18 protein-coding genes are annotated in these 13952 nt (G+C 44.9%); 10 read left to right on the plus strand and 8 right to left on the minus strand.

The window, feature by feature from the left end:
• Position 1 precedes the first annotated feature (1 nt).
• A complete protein-coding gene (locus AWH61_RS11045; protein ID WP_014950123.1) occupies positions 2–466 on the plus strand; it encodes a type IV pilin protein in 465 nt (154 codons plus the stop codon).
• An 81-nt stretch (positions 467–547) separates the two neighbouring features.
• On the opposite strand, the gene AWH61_RS11050 is transcribed toward AWH61_RS11045, so the two are convergent.
• Genes AWH61_RS11050 through AWH61_RS11065 form a run of 4 tightly spaced genes read right to left on the minus strand, consistent with a single transcriptional unit; the run spans position 548 to position 3000 of the window.
• On the minus strand, positions 548–808 hold the full coding sequence (locus tag AWH61_RS11050; RefSeq protein WP_014950122.1) for a hypothetical protein: 261 nt from the start codon (positions 806–808) through the stop codon (positions 548–550).
• Positions 809–855: 47 nt separating this feature from the next.
• On the minus strand, positions 856–1827 hold the full coding sequence (locus AWH61_RS11055; protein ID WP_075177078.1) for a hypothetical protein: 972 nt from the start codon (positions 1825–1827) through the stop codon (positions 856–858).
• Complete coding sequence (locus AWH61_RS11060; RefSeq protein ID WP_075177079.1) at positions 1814–2452, minus strand: potassium:proton antiporter; 639 nt, start codon at positions 2450–2452, stop codon at positions 1814–1816. Before AWH61_RS11060 ends, AWH61_RS11055 begins: the two co-directional genes overlap by 14 nt.
• Positions 2446–3000 (minus strand): prepilin-type N-terminal cleavage/methylation domain-containing protein, encoded by a 555-nt coding sequence (locus AWH61_RS11065; protein WP_014950119.1) that lies wholly within the window; start codon positions 2998–3000, stop codon positions 2446–2448. Before AWH61_RS11065 ends, AWH61_RS11060 begins: the two co-directional genes overlap by 7 nt.
• 78 nt (positions 3001–3078) lie before the next feature.
• Between AWH61_RS11065 and AWH61_RS11070 the strand changes: the two genes are divergently transcribed.
• Positions 3079–3471, plus strand: a complete 393-nt coding sequence (locus AWH61_RS11070; protein WP_075177080.1) for a type IV pilin protein — start codon at positions 3079–3081, stop codon at positions 3469–3471.
• A gap of 38 nt (positions 3472–3509) precedes the next feature.
• Here AWH61_RS11070 and AWH61_RS11075 read toward each other — a convergent pair whose 3' ends face one another.
• Positions 3510–4055, minus strand: a complete 546-nt coding sequence (locus AWH61_RS11075; RefSeq protein WP_039228301.1) for a GspH/FimT family pseudopilin — start codon at positions 4053–4055, stop codon at positions 3510–3512.
• A gap of 413 nt (positions 4056–4468) precedes the next feature.
• Between AWH61_RS11075 and nadE the strand changes: the two genes are divergently transcribed.
• Positions 4469–5305, plus strand: a complete 837-nt coding sequence (gene nadE, locus AWH61_RS11080; protein WP_014950116.1) for an NAD(+) synthase — start codon at positions 4469–4471, stop codon at positions 5303–5305.
• A gap of 2 nt (positions 5306–5307) precedes the next feature.
• Positions 5308–5646 carry a P-II family nitrogen regulator gene (locus AWH61_RS11085; protein ID WP_014950115.1) on the plus strand — a complete coding sequence of 113 codons (339 nt, stop codon included), beginning with the start codon at positions 5308–5310 and terminating at the stop codon, positions 5644–5646.
• A gap of 67 nt (positions 5647–5713) precedes the next feature.
• On the opposite strand, the gene AWH61_RS11090 is transcribed toward AWH61_RS11085, so the two are convergent.
• Together AWH61_RS11090 and ygfZ are read right to left on the minus strand one after the other, a co-directional pair.
• Positions 5714–6229 (minus strand): FKBP-type peptidyl-prolyl cis-trans isomerase, encoded by a 516-nt coding sequence (locus AWH61_RS11090; protein WP_014979789.1) that lies wholly within the window; start codon positions 6227–6229, stop codon positions 5714–5716.
• 59 nt (positions 6230–6288) lie between these two features.
• Positions 6289–7335: a CAF17-like 4Fe-4S cluster assembly/insertion protein YgfZ gene (gene ygfZ, locus AWH61_RS11095; RefSeq protein WP_049586589.1), complete on the minus strand. Its 1047-nt coding sequence runs from the start codon at positions 7333–7335 to the stop codon at positions 6289–6291.
• A gap of 187 nt (positions 7336–7522) precedes the next feature.
• Here ygfZ and AWH61_RS11100 point away from each other — a divergent pair, with 187 nt between their 5' ends.
• The 3 genes from AWH61_RS11100 to AWH61_RS11110 all read left to right on the plus strand — a co-directional run bounded on the left by AWH61_RS11100 (position 7523) and on the right by AWH61_RS11110 (position 9177).
• Entirely contained in the window at positions 7523–7774 is a 252-nt protein-coding gene (locus AWH61_RS11100) for an FAD assembly factor SdhE (protein ID WP_014950112.1), read from the plus strand.
• 121 nt (positions 7775–7895) lie between these two features.
• On the plus strand, positions 7896–8291 hold the full coding sequence (locus AWH61_RS11105; RefSeq protein WP_075177081.1) for a hypothetical protein: 396 nt from the start codon (positions 7896–7898) through the stop codon (positions 8289–8291).
• Positions 8292–8304: 13 nt separating this feature from the next.
• Positions 8305–9177, plus strand: a complete 873-nt coding sequence (locus AWH61_RS11110) for a MaoC family dehydratase (RefSeq protein WP_039228294.1) — start codon at positions 8305–8307, stop codon at positions 9175–9177.
• Positions 9178–9489: 312 nt separating this feature from the next.
• Here AWH61_RS11110 and nadB read toward each other — a convergent pair whose 3' ends face one another.
• On the minus strand, positions 9490–11175 hold the full coding sequence (gene nadB, locus AWH61_RS11115) for an L-aspartate oxidase (RefSeq protein WP_014976996.1): 1686 nt from the start codon (positions 11173–11175) through the stop codon (positions 9490–9492).
• 197 nt (positions 11176–11372) lie between these two features.
• On the opposite strand from nadB, the gene rpoE reads away from it, so the two are divergent.
• From rpoE to AWH61_RS11130, 3 genes are all read left to right on the plus strand, one after another.
• Positions 11373–11951, plus strand: coding sequence for an RNA polymerase sigma factor RpoE (rpoE, locus tag AWH61_RS11120; RefSeq protein WP_012518957.1), 579 nt, complete (start codon positions 11373–11375; stop codon positions 11949–11951).
• 99 nt (positions 11952–12050) lie between these two features.
• Complete coding sequence (locus tag AWH61_RS11125) at positions 12051–12632, plus strand: sigma-E factor negative regulatory protein (RefSeq protein ID WP_014976995.1); 582 nt, start codon at positions 12051–12053, stop codon at positions 12630–12632.
• Between the two features lie 124 nt (positions 12633–12756).
• On the plus strand, positions 12757–13941 hold the full coding sequence (locus tag AWH61_RS11130; RefSeq protein ID WP_075177082.1) for a MucB/RseB C-terminal domain-containing protein: 1185 nt from the start codon (positions 12757–12759) through the stop codon (positions 13939–13941).
• Positions 13942–13952: the final 11 nt, after the last annotated feature.

A 13952-nucleotide genomic window follows, 5' to 3' on the forward strand; every position in this document is an offset into this window, starting at 1 on the left:
TGTGAAGCATAAAAAAACAGAGAGCGGATTTTCATTAATTGAGCTTATGATAGTTGTGGCGATAGTGGGCATTATTGCCGCCATTGCATACCCTTCTTACCAAGGTGTTATTGCCGATGGATACCGCGGCACAGGGCAGGCTGACTTGTTGGGGTTCGCATCTGCAATGGAACGTCATCACAGTGGTTCTTTCAGTTATGAAGGTGCGGCAAGTGGTGGCGCAAACACCGGCGCGCCAGCCGTTTTTTCTACTTACTCTCCGTCTTCTGAGCCCCAAGCAAATCGCCGTTATAATTTAACTATACAAGCGGCCAGCGCAACAGCTTATGAGTTGAGGGCAACGCCAGTCAGCGGTACAGGTCAAGCATCAGATGGCACGTTGTTTTACTTCAGTGATGGGAGAAAGGGTTGGGATAAAAATAACAATGGATCCCTTGAGTCCGATGAATATTGCTGGTCATGTTAATTATTAATACTGGTAGATATTCGTAAACCGATTAATGCCACAGGTCGTTTTGACGCCTTAAAAAAACGTGGCGTTGATGTGCTATTGGGCTGAAATTACCAGTAATGACGGTTCACCAAATATTGCGATGTCATCCCAACGTTGGTCAACCGGGTCGTTAACTAGAGCGAGTCGATCCGAATTCAATGAGACATTGTGCTCAGCGTTTTCATCCAAAGTCACTTGAAAGAGAAGCCTAGAATCAATGCGAGTGGCAAGTAGATAGGTGGTAGTGCTTGTTAAAATAAGCAGTGCCAGCAACACTTCAATTAAAATACTTCCTGTATTTTTCAATTTAGGCATCTTTGAGGATCCTCTATTTCTGGTTTTTCGTTTACCTAATATTCAGCTCAATCGTTTGTTGAGTTATTCCTATACCATGAACCCGGGATAGGGATAATTTTAGCGAGTGTAGTGTGCGATTGAAGGTTTTTTAGCACCGCGGTGGACGGTGTTAATGGCCCATCAAGATTCGTGTTCAAGGGGTGGTTGGAAACGTAAGCGCCTTTTATAGATGCCTCAGGTGAAACATGCAAAGTGTGCGTATATGGCGTGGTGGAAAGCATAACTATCAAACCATGGAATTGCGTATCGGCGTGAAGTGAAAGGTCGCCATCCACTATCAGTAGCATTAAAGGCTGGTTTTCGTCTGAGTGTGCTATATCTTCGTTATCCAATTGGCAATCTCCCTCTATCCAGAAAATACTGGCAGGCGGAAGGTTCACACAATCCTGTTTAGCAACGCTTTGAGGAAAATACGTCGCACTCAGGTGCTCTATGCTTCGATTAAACAGCCATTCGGTAAGCTGATTGTCCCATGATAATTGTTGAGTTGAAGTAGGTAGCCTTAACAGTGACGGATAGCGCAGAAATTTAGCTGTAAAAATCGTATTACTTTCGTCTTGGGAAACCCGCACGTCAAAGTGTTGCAAAGACTGCTGTTCTTCACCAACTAAATCGGTCTGCTCAATAAGTGTCGTTGCATTGGATGTGTCTATCCTATTCAACGTTTGCGAGACCGAATGACTTCGTAACAACGTGGCGATTTCTTTGACTTGCTGCATGTGTGTAACATGCGCCTTCTCGGTATCCCGCTTTGTCTTTTCAATCGTATAAAATTGTTGAACCTGCTGTGATGTACTTATAGCTGAGAAGGTAATAGCGCTTAATAATATGGCCACAATTCCCAACACGGCGATGCCTTGCTGAAAACGAAGCGGTGCAGTAGGGCGTGTAGGTACAACCCCTCCATGGCTTGTTCTAAACTCAGTTTTTCTGTTGCCTCTTTGAGGGCACTGCATTTCGGTATTAGTAGTAGGCATTGACAGCCTCAACTATGAACGTTCTGGCGCTTTTGACGGTAGGATCAACTTTACTGTGCAACTCTATTTCAATTTCATAGGCACTTCCCCAGCTACTGCTGTGCCTTCGGTTAACCGTGAGTTTGGTGGCAACGGTAGTTTGCGTATCGGTTAAGTCGTACCAACCGCTTTGTATACAGGAATGTCCCGCTACTCGGTACTCGATGGCATTGTCGTGCAATCGGTATCCAAAAAACTCCCCCTGAGCCTGCGATACTACGCCGTCCTTGTTCTTATCATAAGAAAAGGTAACACAGCTATTTTCAGGTTCATTTGCGCGGTGGCCAGTGGTTACTTCGAATACCGTATTTTCGATTGTGGTCGCACCGAAAGGTGATAGGGTGTTAGGGGAGTAAACAAAACCCGCTTTGCTTAGGTGTTGTGTAATTGTACTTTGTAGCGCACGTATGTCGTCTTCTACGCTGGTAGCGTGTTGAATTGATGAGTGTGCAATGTGCGACCGCGCCGCTTGAGTTGCAACGGCTGAAATCACTATACTTGCCAAGCCACAGGCCACCAGTAGTTCGGTGAGACTATATCCACAATACGGCTTGATTGCGCCACGACGCATTACATGTTTTAGCATGGCGCTATTCCAGAAATAGACTGAACGCTACATAGCTTTATTCGCCCCAATGTATTAATAACTAACTTTGCCCTGAAGCGCTGGCTTGAAAGCGTTAGCGTCGTATTACTCGCAAAATTGAGGGTACCGTTTTTATTGAACGCGACAATCTTGTCCTCATTATTGGTTGTGCTCAATTCTGTATTCCACCGCGAAGGCAGTGATAAGAAACTCGACTCAGTCAAGGCACAGCTTGGGCGGGTGGCGCAAGAGCACGAGTCTTCTTCGCTCACGAGTACACAGCTATTGTGTTCAATTTGCGCAATCAGGAACATGTTCTTTTTGTTTATTAGTGCTTTCATTCTCGCCTGTTTTGCGAGTGAGGCTATTCCGGTGGCAGCATGTTTAAAGGCATTTCGCTCATTCCATGCATCAAATGAAGGAATAGCAATTAACGATAGGAGACTGATTACTGCCAGTACAACTAGCATTTCTAAAAGCGTAAACCCATTCAATCTCCGTTGTGGAATGCTTAGCTTGTTGTTGGATGTGTAAGCGTGAAAAGCCATGCGTAAGTCCAGTTACCCTGCTTAATTCATATTGGTAATCTCAATGTACTGAAATTCAATTAGAGAGATAGCTGTACCATGGAAGGGAATTATAAAGCGTACATACAACATCATCTGACTGAAGGGTTTTCGCTTGTAGAAATACTGATTGCAACGGCTATAGCAGGCATATTGTGCGTTGCGACTACGTCGGCAATTACCGCTAGCAAACAACTAAGTCAGCTCAACAAGGTCAAAGCGTACCTTCTGTCTGCCCAAGCAATTCAGTCGCGAAGTTGGCTACTCACAGGCGAGTACGTAACGCACGATGCGTTGCCACCCTCTGGAATAGCCAGCGTACGCATCTCACAAACCATCAGCGACACGGGAATGTATGAAATTAGTGCTACACTGACATCTAGAGCATCTACGGACAGCTGTAGAGTAATAAAAATACGTGAAGACGCACTGACGCCCACAGAATGTTGGTAAGAAAATGCTCGAAACTTAACGATACGAAAAGTGAACGGTTAGCTACAGCTTAACTCATTACCTTCTAAGTCTTCTTTTTTGCCGTTGTCATCACTGTCTACGGCAACAGATATTCTTCCGTAAAGCGATAATAAAAGTGCTGATGCATAGTTTGCATCGTTGTTATTGGGACATAAGGTGATGGTTGCGGCGCGGTCTATTCCGCCTTGCTCGTCGAAGATAAGGCTGCCGGTTATACCGGAGATGGTATTGGCATTACTAAGTGGATCGCTTGCTACAATTAAGACCTCATTGTTATCCCGGCCGCCGTTTCCATTTGCATCTATAAACACCATTTTTGCATTGCGCCAACTCGACGTGCAGGCTGTATAGTTTTGCGTAGGGCACAGCACTACGTTGGTTTGTTCGTCTACCGCAGAAAAGCGAGCGCGTTGAACCACTGCACTTAAATTGTTTAAGTCAGAGGTAATTCTATTTTTGATTACGATATTTTGAATGCCAGGCGCAACTGTGGTGAGAATAATGGCAAGAATAGCGACGGCAACAAGCATTTCTAGAAGGGTTAGTCCTTGCTGTCTCGACATTATGGATAGTCGTGCTGTAAGCCTAGTGTTTGTCATAAACGGTATTCGATTCCACGCGTTGCTATAAAGAGAAAGAGGCGGGTTTGCTTTTGCGCCGCCTTTCTCCAATGTAATGTTGTAGCGCAATAATTTTACGCTACTTACTCATATTTTAGGGTAAACTAATTTGAGTTGGCAAAGGTATGTTTTACCGCGCAACCGCATATTTGGCCATACGCCTTACGTTTAATGGCTTGTCGTTCTGCTGTGCTTGAATCTCAACTTAATAATAAATAAATTGCTGACCTTAAGTGCTGCACAACTGCAATACCAGAAGAGTAAATCCAAATAGATGCGCGGATACCACTAACATCTGCGGTCAGATTGTCGTAGAATCAAGTTCCAGGACGCCCCAAAAATACGTGGATATAATGATGCAAAAACAAGCAGTTATTGATGAAATGAAAGTGCTGCCTGAAATTGACGTAGAGTACGAAGTCGCACGTCGAGTCTCGTTCATAAAAAAGCAGTTACTTACTTCTGGTTTAAATTCGCTGGTACTGGGTATTAGTGGCGGCATTGATTCATGCACATTGGGTCGGTTAGCTCAATTAGCAGTAAATGAATTAAACGATGAGCACCACGAAAAATACCAATTTATCGCGGTTCGTTTACCTTATGATACCCAAGCCGATGAAGACGATGCACAGAAATCTATCGACTTTATCCAGCCCTCTCATTCTCTTGCAGTGAATGTAAAACCTGGCGCAGATGCTATTCATGCGTCTACTTCACAAGCGCTTGCCAGTGCTAACCTTCTTCCCGACAATGAAGCGAAACAAGACTTTGTGAAAGGAAATGTTAAAGCACGTACTCGTATGGTTATCCAGTATGAAATTGCTGGGATGGTTGATGGCCTCGTTTTAGGTACCGATCATTCGGCTGAAAATATTACAGGGTTTTATACCAAGTATGGTGATGGTGCCTGTGACCTTGCGCCGTTGTTTGGTCTCAGTAAGCGCCAAGTACGTGCAGTGGCAGCCCATTTGGGTGCACCACATAACGTCATCACTAAAGCGCCAACTGCTGACTTGGAAAGCCTGTCTCCGCAAAAAGCCGATGAGCAAGCATTGGGCATGTCTTACGACCAAATTGATGACTTTTTGGAAGGAAAGCCAGTTTCTGCGGAAGTGGAAGAGAAATTGCTCTATATTTATGAGCGTACACAGCATAAACGTGTGCCAATTCCAACAATTTACGATGAGTTGTAGTCATGAAAAAAATTGAAGCTATCATTAAACCGTTCAAAATGGACGATGTTAGGGAAGCGCTAGCTGAAGTCGGTATCGCAGGGATGACAGTGTCAGAAGTGAAAGGGTTTGGTCGTCAAAAAGGCCATACTGAACTTTATCGCGGTGCTGAGTACCAAGTTGACTTCCTACCCAAGATCAAAATTGAGCTTGTATTGGACGATGACCGCGTTGAGCAAGCGGTTGAAGCTATTCAAACGTCAGCTAAGACAGGCAAAATTGGCGACGGGAAAATCTTCGTTTACAACGTTGAGACCGCCGTACGTATTCGTACCGGTGAACAAAACGAAGACGCGATTTAACTAGTCTGTGTTTATCAAGCATAAAAAAGGGAGCCGCTGGCTCCCTTTTTTGGATGATTATCACACGTTAGTGTTTATCGTCAGAGCATTCACCTGTTTTAGGATCACAGCAGCTGCTTTCTGCTTGGTGCACATGACCGTGCTCAAGCTCTTCTTTCGTTGCTTCTCGTACGTCAACAACAGTTACGTCAAAAGTTAGCGGAATACCGGCAAGAGGGTGGTTACCGTCAACAACAACCTCTTCGTCAGTTGTTTCAATGATAATGACCGATTGCTCACCTTGTGGCGTAGTTGCGCGGAAAGACATACCCACTTCAACATCCATACCGTCAAACATTGAGCGTGGTACAGTTTGTACAAGTTCGTCAGCACGTTCACCGTATGCTTTTTCAGGGTTTACTGAAACGTTGAAGCTATCTTCCTTCGATTTACCAATAAGTGCATCTTCTAGTCCTTCAATTAAGAAGCGACGGCCTAGTAGTACTACTAGTGGCGATTTCCCTTCTGAAGAGTCTAGCGTTGTGCCGTCTTCGGTAGATACGGTGTAGTGTAGCGTTACAACGCTGTCAGAAGTAATTGTCATAACAAATCCTATCTTGGCCCTTTAATAAAGGGCAATAAATGTAATGCAGTAAAAACTGCTTATCGACGTTTTTTCACAATATTGCTAGCTTTCTGCTCAATACTGTACGGCAAAGTATTAGGGTAACAGGTAATGGCGTTATTATCAGCCAATCTGTGTAAATCTTCGCTGGTGGTATCGTTGTTGAGCACTGCAATAAACCAGGTTTCATTATCAAGCGATGCAACATTGAGTATTTTGCCCGCTATACGCCAATTTTCGCCCAACTGCTTTTCTAATGCATCGCCAGGTTTAATATTTACGTTACCTTCAAGCTTAAAGCTGTAGGCGGCGCGTTTGTTTTTACCCAGAAAGCGGGTTCGCGCAACCACCTCTTGCCCCATATAGCAGCCTTTATCAAAGTCGATACCGTTGAGCGCCTGCACATTAATCATCTGGGGCACGTATTCCGCCACTGCGTCGCCTTGCACTAAAGCGTGTACGCTTTGAATTTGTATAGCGTCAAACACGGTTTGGGGATAGCAAGAAAGGGTTTGCGCCTCTATTAACGAATTTATTTGCTTTGCGCCATTATCATCTAAAAGAACAATAATTCCTTTGCAGCTAGTATTGGCAAAATAGGCGACGCCGTGTTCGCTCTCGACCTTTTCAAGAGAACCATTGTCAGGAGTATCGCTCTCAAGAAGGCGTTCCACTTCGTTTTCGGAGAAAAGCTGGCTTAACGCTGCCTTTACTTCGTTAGTTTTCACTGCATCAAGCGAAATAAAATAAGCGCTGTATGTTTGTGTATCGTCGAGAATATCAACCTTAGAGAACACACCATACTTATTAAGCTGTGCTAATGAATGACTACCCGCATCTTCATTGGTAACCAACAATAATTTGTTTTGGTGGCGAGTTACGTACCCGGTAGACCACGTTTTGCCTTTATTATCACAATGGGCGAAATGCCTGGCAGTATTCTCGGTTAGCTTATTAATGTTGACCGTAATTTGCCCTTGCAGGTAACTGTCGGCCTGTTCTCCTTCCAAAGAAATTATCATGGCATTTGAAAGCTTGACCACAAATTCACTTGGAAGACTTTGTAATGATGCGATAGATGTCATATTCACCACTGTAAAATTCGCTGTATGTACTCAAGGTATGGTAAAACCACCAATATTCAAGGGCAATACATGGGAATGTGCGCAGATTAAGTTCTATTTAGTTTGCCTATCTGACCAAAAGAGCAGTGATCCCCACGCATAGGGCATGGTATTATTGTTAGCGAATAAAAAACGGTATGAAAGACATATGTTTGAACCAAAAAGATTAGCGCGATTAAAGTGGGCGTGTCGCAGAGGCATGCTAGAATTAGACGTACTTTTACTTCCTTTCGTGGAAGAAGCCTTCGATTCTTTAAGTTATGAAGATCAAGAAACATTTGAACGTTTACTTACCAGTGATGACCCTGATTTGTTTGCATGGATCATGGGACACCAAAAGTGCGAAGACCCTGAACTAGCCGCCATGGTGGCGACTATCGTCAACCGTGTCAAAGTATAGAATTTGCATTACGCACAATAGGTTTAGAAGGTTATTTGGGGAAGTATGCGTTGCTGTTTGTCTTTTCGCAGCATTGTGCAGCCTTCCTCAATACTTGTGGTCTTGGCTGAGCTTCTCAAAATTGATAGCGCTTGTTGCTGTTGCAACCACGTTAGTTATTTTCTGGCGTCTTTATGACGCGTTTAGTAACAAAATTTCTGCTACTCAATACGCTCTCTCTTTGACCATCGATGGTATTATCCGGGTTGTTGACGACAGCACGCTCCCACTGGATTTGCAAGGCATGCCAAAAGGTAGCTTGTTAGTTGATGCTCAGGTCGACGGCACATCAATGAACATTCATCATTCTTCCCAGCTCTTTACTTGGGGGCTGTGTATCAATGTGCTGCGCCAAAAACGCAGATGGTTTGAAAAAGATCATAGCCATCTCGCTTGGATCTTAAAAGGTGAGTGCTGCGAAGCAGACTATCGCCGGTTGGCTAGAGCCATTATCTTGGCCCGAAAAGCAACGCCTTAAAGGAATTAAAAAGATGTTTCGTGAGTATACCAAAGCGTTATTTAAACGCGTTGACGCCAGGCAGCTTATGCAGTTTAAACCGCCTACGTTGCCTCAGCGCATCTATACCAAAACGCTCAATGTCGACAATGTGCACTACGCTTCTTTTTGTCAGGAAGTTGACTGGCCGGCAAATGAGCATGTCCATCCACTTTATTTGCAGATGCTTTCCTTACCATTGCAAATGCAGTGTTTGCTGGACAAACAAAGCCCATTTCCATTGCTTGGCCTTATTCACGCCGCTAACAAAGTATCGGTAATAGACCATTGCGATTTAAGCGAACCCTTTGAATGTCGCGTGCGCTTTCACGATGTGAGACCGCATAACCGAGGTTGGGAAGTGGATGTGATGTTAGAGGCGCTGCAGGCAGGGAATCTGGTTTACAGGGCGATAAGTAGTTACTTAGTGAAGGTGAAAGCCGTTCATGTAGCTCCACTTGGTGCTAAAAATGACTTACATGACGATTGTGAATTAGAGAATAGGGCGCTCATCGGCGAAATTAGTGCCTCGGCTAATACAGGTCGCCGCTATGCAAAGCTTTCTGGCGACTATAACCCTATTCACTTGTCTGCAATATCTGCCAAAGCATTTGGGTTTAAACAGCCTATAGCGCACGGCATGTGGACATTGTCACGCGCTGTGTCGGCGTTTGTAAGTCATCAAGACTTCAGACAATCTATGAGCGTAAAAGAAGTAAATTGCCGCTTTAGAAAACCCGTGTTTTTGCCCTGTGACATTCACATTCAACAACACTGTAAAACAGATAATAGTGTGCTAATAGACGTTACCGATAGTAATGACAGCCTTGTGCACTTATCGGCTAGTTTAGTGTTTAATCAGGCTTGAATTAATGTTTAATCAGGTGCAGATTAGCAAAAGATAAGCGGGAGATAACCTAAGGTTAATACCAATCTGCATAGATCATTGCTCACTCAGAAGGCGCTGGCAAGTTTCCTAGTAAAGCGTGGGAATCTGAAAGGGAACAGCTTGGTATGATACTGTGGACGGTGAAAAGAGAGCATGCTGTGATGCTCTCTTTTTGTTTGAGGTGTTTTATTGAGCGCTAAATGATGCTGTGTGAATGTATTGTCCAGTTATTAAAGAAGGCGCATTAACATTAGCGCCTTCTTTAGACTGATACAAATCTTACTTTATGCACTAGTCGGCATCGGCGAAGCTGTCTTGAGTAATTAGCGAGCCAACGTCGGCGCCTGACAGCTGTTTTCTGGGAATAAGTATTGTAGGAACGGGGTTGTCTAACTGTTCAGGGTAGTCCAAATTAAAGTGTAACCCTCTGCTTTCCTTTCGCTCCATCGCGCATCGCACAATGAGTTCTGCAACCGTAACAAGGTTTCGAAGCTCTAGCAGGTTGTTACTTACCCTGAAGTGTGAGTAATACTCAGTAATCTCTTGCTCTAATAGCTTAATGCGGCGCATGGCCCGTTCAAGGCGCTTATCAGTGCGTACAATACCTACGTAATCCCACATAAACAGCCTAAGTTCGTGCCAGTTATGTTGAATGATGACTTCTTCGTCAGAGTTAGACACTTGGCTCTCATCCCAAGGCGCAATAGACTCTTCACAGTCTGCACTGGGAAGATTTTTAATAATATCTTCCGCTGCAGCGCTGGCAAAAACCACACACTCAAGTAAAGAGTTAGATGCCATGCGGTTGGCGCCATGCAGACCTGTGTAGGCCACTTCACCGATTGCGTATACATTATTCAAGTCGGTTTTGGCATTAAAGTCGGTCATCACTCCGCCGCAGCTGTAGTGCGCAGCAGGCACGACTGGGATAGGTTCACGGGTTATATCGATACCAAGCGAGCGGCACTTTCGATATATATTAGGGAAGTGCTTAACGATGAAGTCAGCAGGCTTATGACTGATATCCAAGTACATGCAGTCAGCGCCCAATCGCTTCATTTCATAATCGATTGCGCGAGCGACTACGTCGCGCGGCGCAAGATCGCCACGCTCATCAAATTTGTGCATAAAGCGGGTACCGTCGGCGTGGCATAGGTTTGCGCCTTCGCCGCGCAGCGCTTCTGTAATCAAAAAGTTACGTGCCTGCGGGTGGAATAAGCAAGTCGGATGAAATTGATTGAATTCCATATTGGCCACTCGACAACCCGCTCGCCATGCCATGGCAATGCCGTCACCGCTCGACACATCGGGGTTCGATGTATACTGGTACACCTTACTACCACCGCCAGTCGCTAGCGCAACGAAAGGGGCGCGAATTACTTCAACGTGCTCTTGTTGTCTATTCCAAACATAAGCACCCACCACGCTGTTCTTTTCTTCCTTTGAAGGAATGAGATCAATGGCGTTATAGCGCTCAAATATGTGGATGTTTGGATGGGTCGATACCGCGTCGTTTAATGTAATTTGAAGCGCTTCGCCAGTGGCATCTGCAGCGTGAAGAATTCGCCGGTGGCTGTGTCCACCCTCGCGGGTAAGGTGAAAGCGCTCCTCACCAGATTCACTTTTTTCTGTATCAAACGGTACACCGTAGCTGATAAGCCACTCAAGTGACGCCTTTGCTCGTTCTGCAGTAAATCTTACGGCTGGCTCTTCGCAAAGCCCAGCACCTGCAGCAAGCGTGTCTTTTACGTGTGCGTCTATGGAGTCTTGTTCATCGAATACTGCGGCAATACCACCTTGTGCATAGCGGGTAGAGCCTTCATTGCGGTCACTTTTACTAAGTACAATAACCTGACAATGGTCGGCAAGCTTAAGCGCTAAGCTCAATCCTGCCGCGCCACTCCCAATAATCAATACGTCACAACGGTGTTCTATTGCATTTGATGTGGAAGTTAGTGAAGACGATACAGATTTCATGTATTTTTATATCAATTCAAACGAGCAAAGGTTCGGCAAGTCTAAAGGATGAGTAGCAAAACACAATCATTCTTGCCCCCTGGCCTAAGCATTTTTTAAAATATTTAATGCTTTTACAGAACTTTTGTAAAAAGAACGCGTCTATACACATGCTTGTTAGAGCTATTGTGTAGTTGAAGTAGGGAGTAATGGCTCGAATGAGCGAGCAGATAACCGACCAACAACTGGTCGAAAAAGTACAGCGTGGCGATAAAAATGCGTTCAACTTGTTGGTAACTCGTTACCAACATAAAGTGATGCATCTCGTTTCTCGCTATGTGAAAAATACCGGTGACGTTGCTGATGTAACGCAAGAAGCGTTTATCAAAGCATACCGTGCCTTACCTAATTTTCGTGGCGACAGTGCATTTTATACTTGGCTTTATCGGATTGCGGTAAACAGTGCCAAGAACTATCTTGTATCTCAAGGTCGCAAGCCGCCTGCAAGCGATGTCGATGCTGACGAAGCAGATTTCTATGAGGGTAGTGATGCACTAAAAGAGCAATCTACACCCGAGCGAAGCCTGTTATCTGAGGAAATTGAAGAAACCCTGTTTAAGGTAGTTGAGAAGCTGCCGGACGATTTACGTATGGCGATAACGCTGCGTGAAATTGAAGGGTTGAGCTATGAAGAAATCGCGAACGTAATGTCGTGTCCTGTGGGTACGGTGAGATCCCGTATTTTTAGGGCTCGCGAGGCGATTGATAAAGTTATTCAACCGTTGTTAGAAAATTAAAAAGAAATAAAATCAAAAAAAGATGAACTTTCTTTTTTCCACGATGACTAACAGCTGTGTTAGGGTAGTTAACGATCACTTTGATCTGGAAATGAATATATGACGCAACAGCAAGAAAAATTGTCCGCATTCATGGATGGTGAGATAGAAGGCAATGACATCATCGATGCGATTAAGCAAGATGAAGCGCTTCAGGCCAAATGGCAACGTTACCATGTGTATCGCGGTGCAATGCGAAAAGAAGCAAGTGTTGCTCCACAGTTGGACATCACCGCAAGCGTAGCAGCTGCGCTTGAAAACGAGCCAGCTATAGTCGCACCTAAACGCTCGCGCTGGCAGTCGATACCATTGATTGGCAATGTTGTTCCTTTTGCGAAGCAGTCAGGCCAGTTTGCAGTAGCCGCGTCGGTGGCAGTGGCAGTTATCTTTGGTGTTCAATACACTAATCAAGAAGCGCCTACAGAGCCATTTATGACAGCGCCAACGATTGCTCCTCAAGGTGGATTGTCTCCAGTGAGTTTGGAACAAACCAGAACGTTGCCACGTAACGACATGAATGAAATGCTTGAGAAAAAGCGCAAAATTAATGCATTGATTGCTGATCATGAGCAGCAAATAAAGCTTAAGCAAGCGCAAGAGGACGAAGGTGAAAGCGAAACAAGTGGACCAGAGCGCCCATAAGTTATCGCAGCCAGTCAACATTAGTTGGAATGTGCTTTCGCAAGTAAATTGCGACTGACATACATTTCATATTTTAATCATACCAGCATATACTGCTGGTATGTTTGTTTTAAGGCAGGAAAAAATGCGCTGTAGTTCTATCCTTGCACTTTTTTTCATTTCGGGCGCGGCTATTCAGCCCACTATTGCCCAAACTACTTCGCTGAGCGAAGAAACGAAAGCTCCTATTGCCCCAGTCCAAAACGTGAATGATGGCGACGTTGAATTAGACGCTAACTCAGAATCAAACACGAGAGCTGGCCGACTAGATGAAGCTGATCAAGAAGAAGCAGAGCGAGAAGACGTGATTCAAGAGCAACTTGAACAAAGTCGAAGCGAGCAAAATGCATCTGCTTCTCGCACACGAGAGCCTCAATCGGCCAATCAGTGGCTAGCTGAACTTCAAAACATTATAACCAATGCCAATTTCCAAGTGTCTTTTGTGCAAACTATTGCAGGAAAGGAAACCGTTCCATATTTATGGCGCCACGGGATAATGGAAGATGGTTCTGAATTAGAGCAGTTAAATCTTCAAAATGGACCAGGCCGCGAGCTTATTCGTGTGAACGATGTGGTGAGTGTATTTGAGCCAGATGTACAACCCTATAGCTTGCGTTCAAAGCATATCAACGGTCCAATACCAAGTGTATTATTGTATCATCCTGAACAGCTTGCCGAAGCCTATGAGTTCGTCGCTGTGGGAAGAGCGCGGGTGGCAGGACGTTCAGCGCAACAAATTCGAATAGTCAGCCGAGATAACACGCGATTTGGTTATCAACTGTGGCTGGATGAGTCGTCTGGTATGTTGCTCAAACTGAACATGCTTGATTTGCAAGGGGCGCTATTAGAGCAGATTCAGGTCACGGCCTTTGCGATATCGCCAGAGCCTGCTGATTATTTCTCTCGAATTAATTCTGCGTCGTTACCCGCGCCCATGGCGCTGAGCAACACGCCAAATCGTGCACACAAATGGGATGTCACCTATTTGCCGGCTGGCATGCGAGAAATAAAGCAAGATACAAGACGATTGGCCTTAACAGGGCAAATTGTAGAATATAAACTCTTTTCAGATGGATTGGTTGACGTATCTGTGTATGTTCAGCCTGCGGAAGATGCGTTAGGTGAAACGCTGGCGCTGCGCAATGAAGTGAGTACGTTCTTAACGTTGACAGACGGCAAAGCCCAGGTGACAGTGGTGGGAGAAATACCTTTGCAAACCGCTAACGCTATTGCTACGTCTTTACGCCCCGTCAGCAGTGTAAGTGAATAACCGCGCAATTG

The sequence above is a fragment of the Alteromonas sp. W12 genome (genome assembly GCF_001924945.1).
GTDB lineage: Bacteria > Pseudomonadota > Gammaproteobacteria > Enterobacterales > Alteromonadaceae > Alteromonas > Alteromonas macleodii.

What these genes read in the sequence shown, in the direction of transcription:
- AWH61_RS11130 (WP_075177082.1), top strand. Translation starts at nt 12,757, where the DNA reads ATGCGCTGTAGTTCTATCCTTGCACTTTTTTTCATTTCGGGCGCGGCT.
- AWH61_RS11050 (WP_014950122.1), bottom strand. Translation starts at nt 808, where the DNA reads ATGCCTAAATTGAAAAATACAGGAAGTATTTTAATTGAAGTGTTGCTG.
- AWH61_RS11055 (WP_075177078.1), bottom strand. Translation starts at nt 1,827, where the DNA reads ATGCCTACTACTAATACCGAAATGCAGTGCCCTCAAAGAGGCAACAGA.
- AWH61_RS11070 (WP_075177080.1), top strand. Translation starts at nt 3,079, where the DNA reads ATGGAAGGGAATTATAAAGCGTACATACAACATCATCTGACTGAAGGG.
- nadB (WP_014976996.1), bottom strand. Translation starts at nt 11,175, where the DNA reads ATGAAATCTGTATCGTCTTCACTAACTTCCACATCAAATGCAATAGAA.
- AWH61_RS11065 (WP_014950119.1), bottom strand. Translation starts at nt 3,000, where the DNA reads ATGGCTTTTCACGCTTACACATCCAACAACAAGCTAAGCATTCCACAA.
- AWH61_RS11060 (WP_075177079.1), bottom strand. Translation starts at nt 2,452, where the DNA reads ATGCTAAAACATGTAATGCGTCGTGGCGCAATCAAGCCGTATTGTGGA.
- rpoE (WP_012518957.1), top strand. Translation starts at nt 11,373, where the DNA reads ATGAGCGAGCAGATAACCGACCAACAACTGGTCGAAAAAGTACAGCGT.
- AWH61_RS11090 (WP_014979789.1), bottom strand. Translation starts at nt 6,229, where the DNA reads ATGACAATTACTTCTGACAGCGTTGTAACGCTACACTACACCGTATCT.
- AWH61_RS11100 (WP_014950112.1), top strand. Translation starts at nt 7,523, where the DNA reads ATGTTTGAACCAAAAAGATTAGCGCGATTAAAGTGGGCGTGTCGCAGA.
- ygfZ (WP_049586589.1), bottom strand. Translation starts at nt 7,335, where the DNA reads ATGACATCTATCGCATCATTACAAAGTCTTCCAAGTGAATTTGTGGTC.
- nadE (WP_014950116.1), top strand. Translation starts at nt 4,469, where the DNA reads ATGCAAAAACAAGCAGTTATTGATGAAATGAAAGTGCTGCCTGAAATT.
- AWH61_RS11085 (WP_014950115.1), top strand. Translation starts at nt 5,308, where the DNA reads ATGAAAAAAATTGAAGCTATCATTAAACCGTTCAAAATGGACGATGTT.
- AWH61_RS11125 (WP_014976995.1), top strand. Translation starts at nt 12,051, where the DNA reads ATGACGCAACAGCAAGAAAAATTGTCCGCATTCATGGATGGTGAGATA.
- AWH61_RS11110 (WP_039228294.1), top strand. Translation starts at nt 8,305, where the DNA reads ATGTTTCGTGAGTATACCAAAGCGTTATTTAAACGCGTTGACGCCAGG.
- AWH61_RS11075 (WP_039228301.1), bottom strand. Translation starts at nt 4,055, where the DNA reads ATGTCGAGACAGCAAGGACTAACCCTTCTAGAAATGCTTGTTGCCGTC.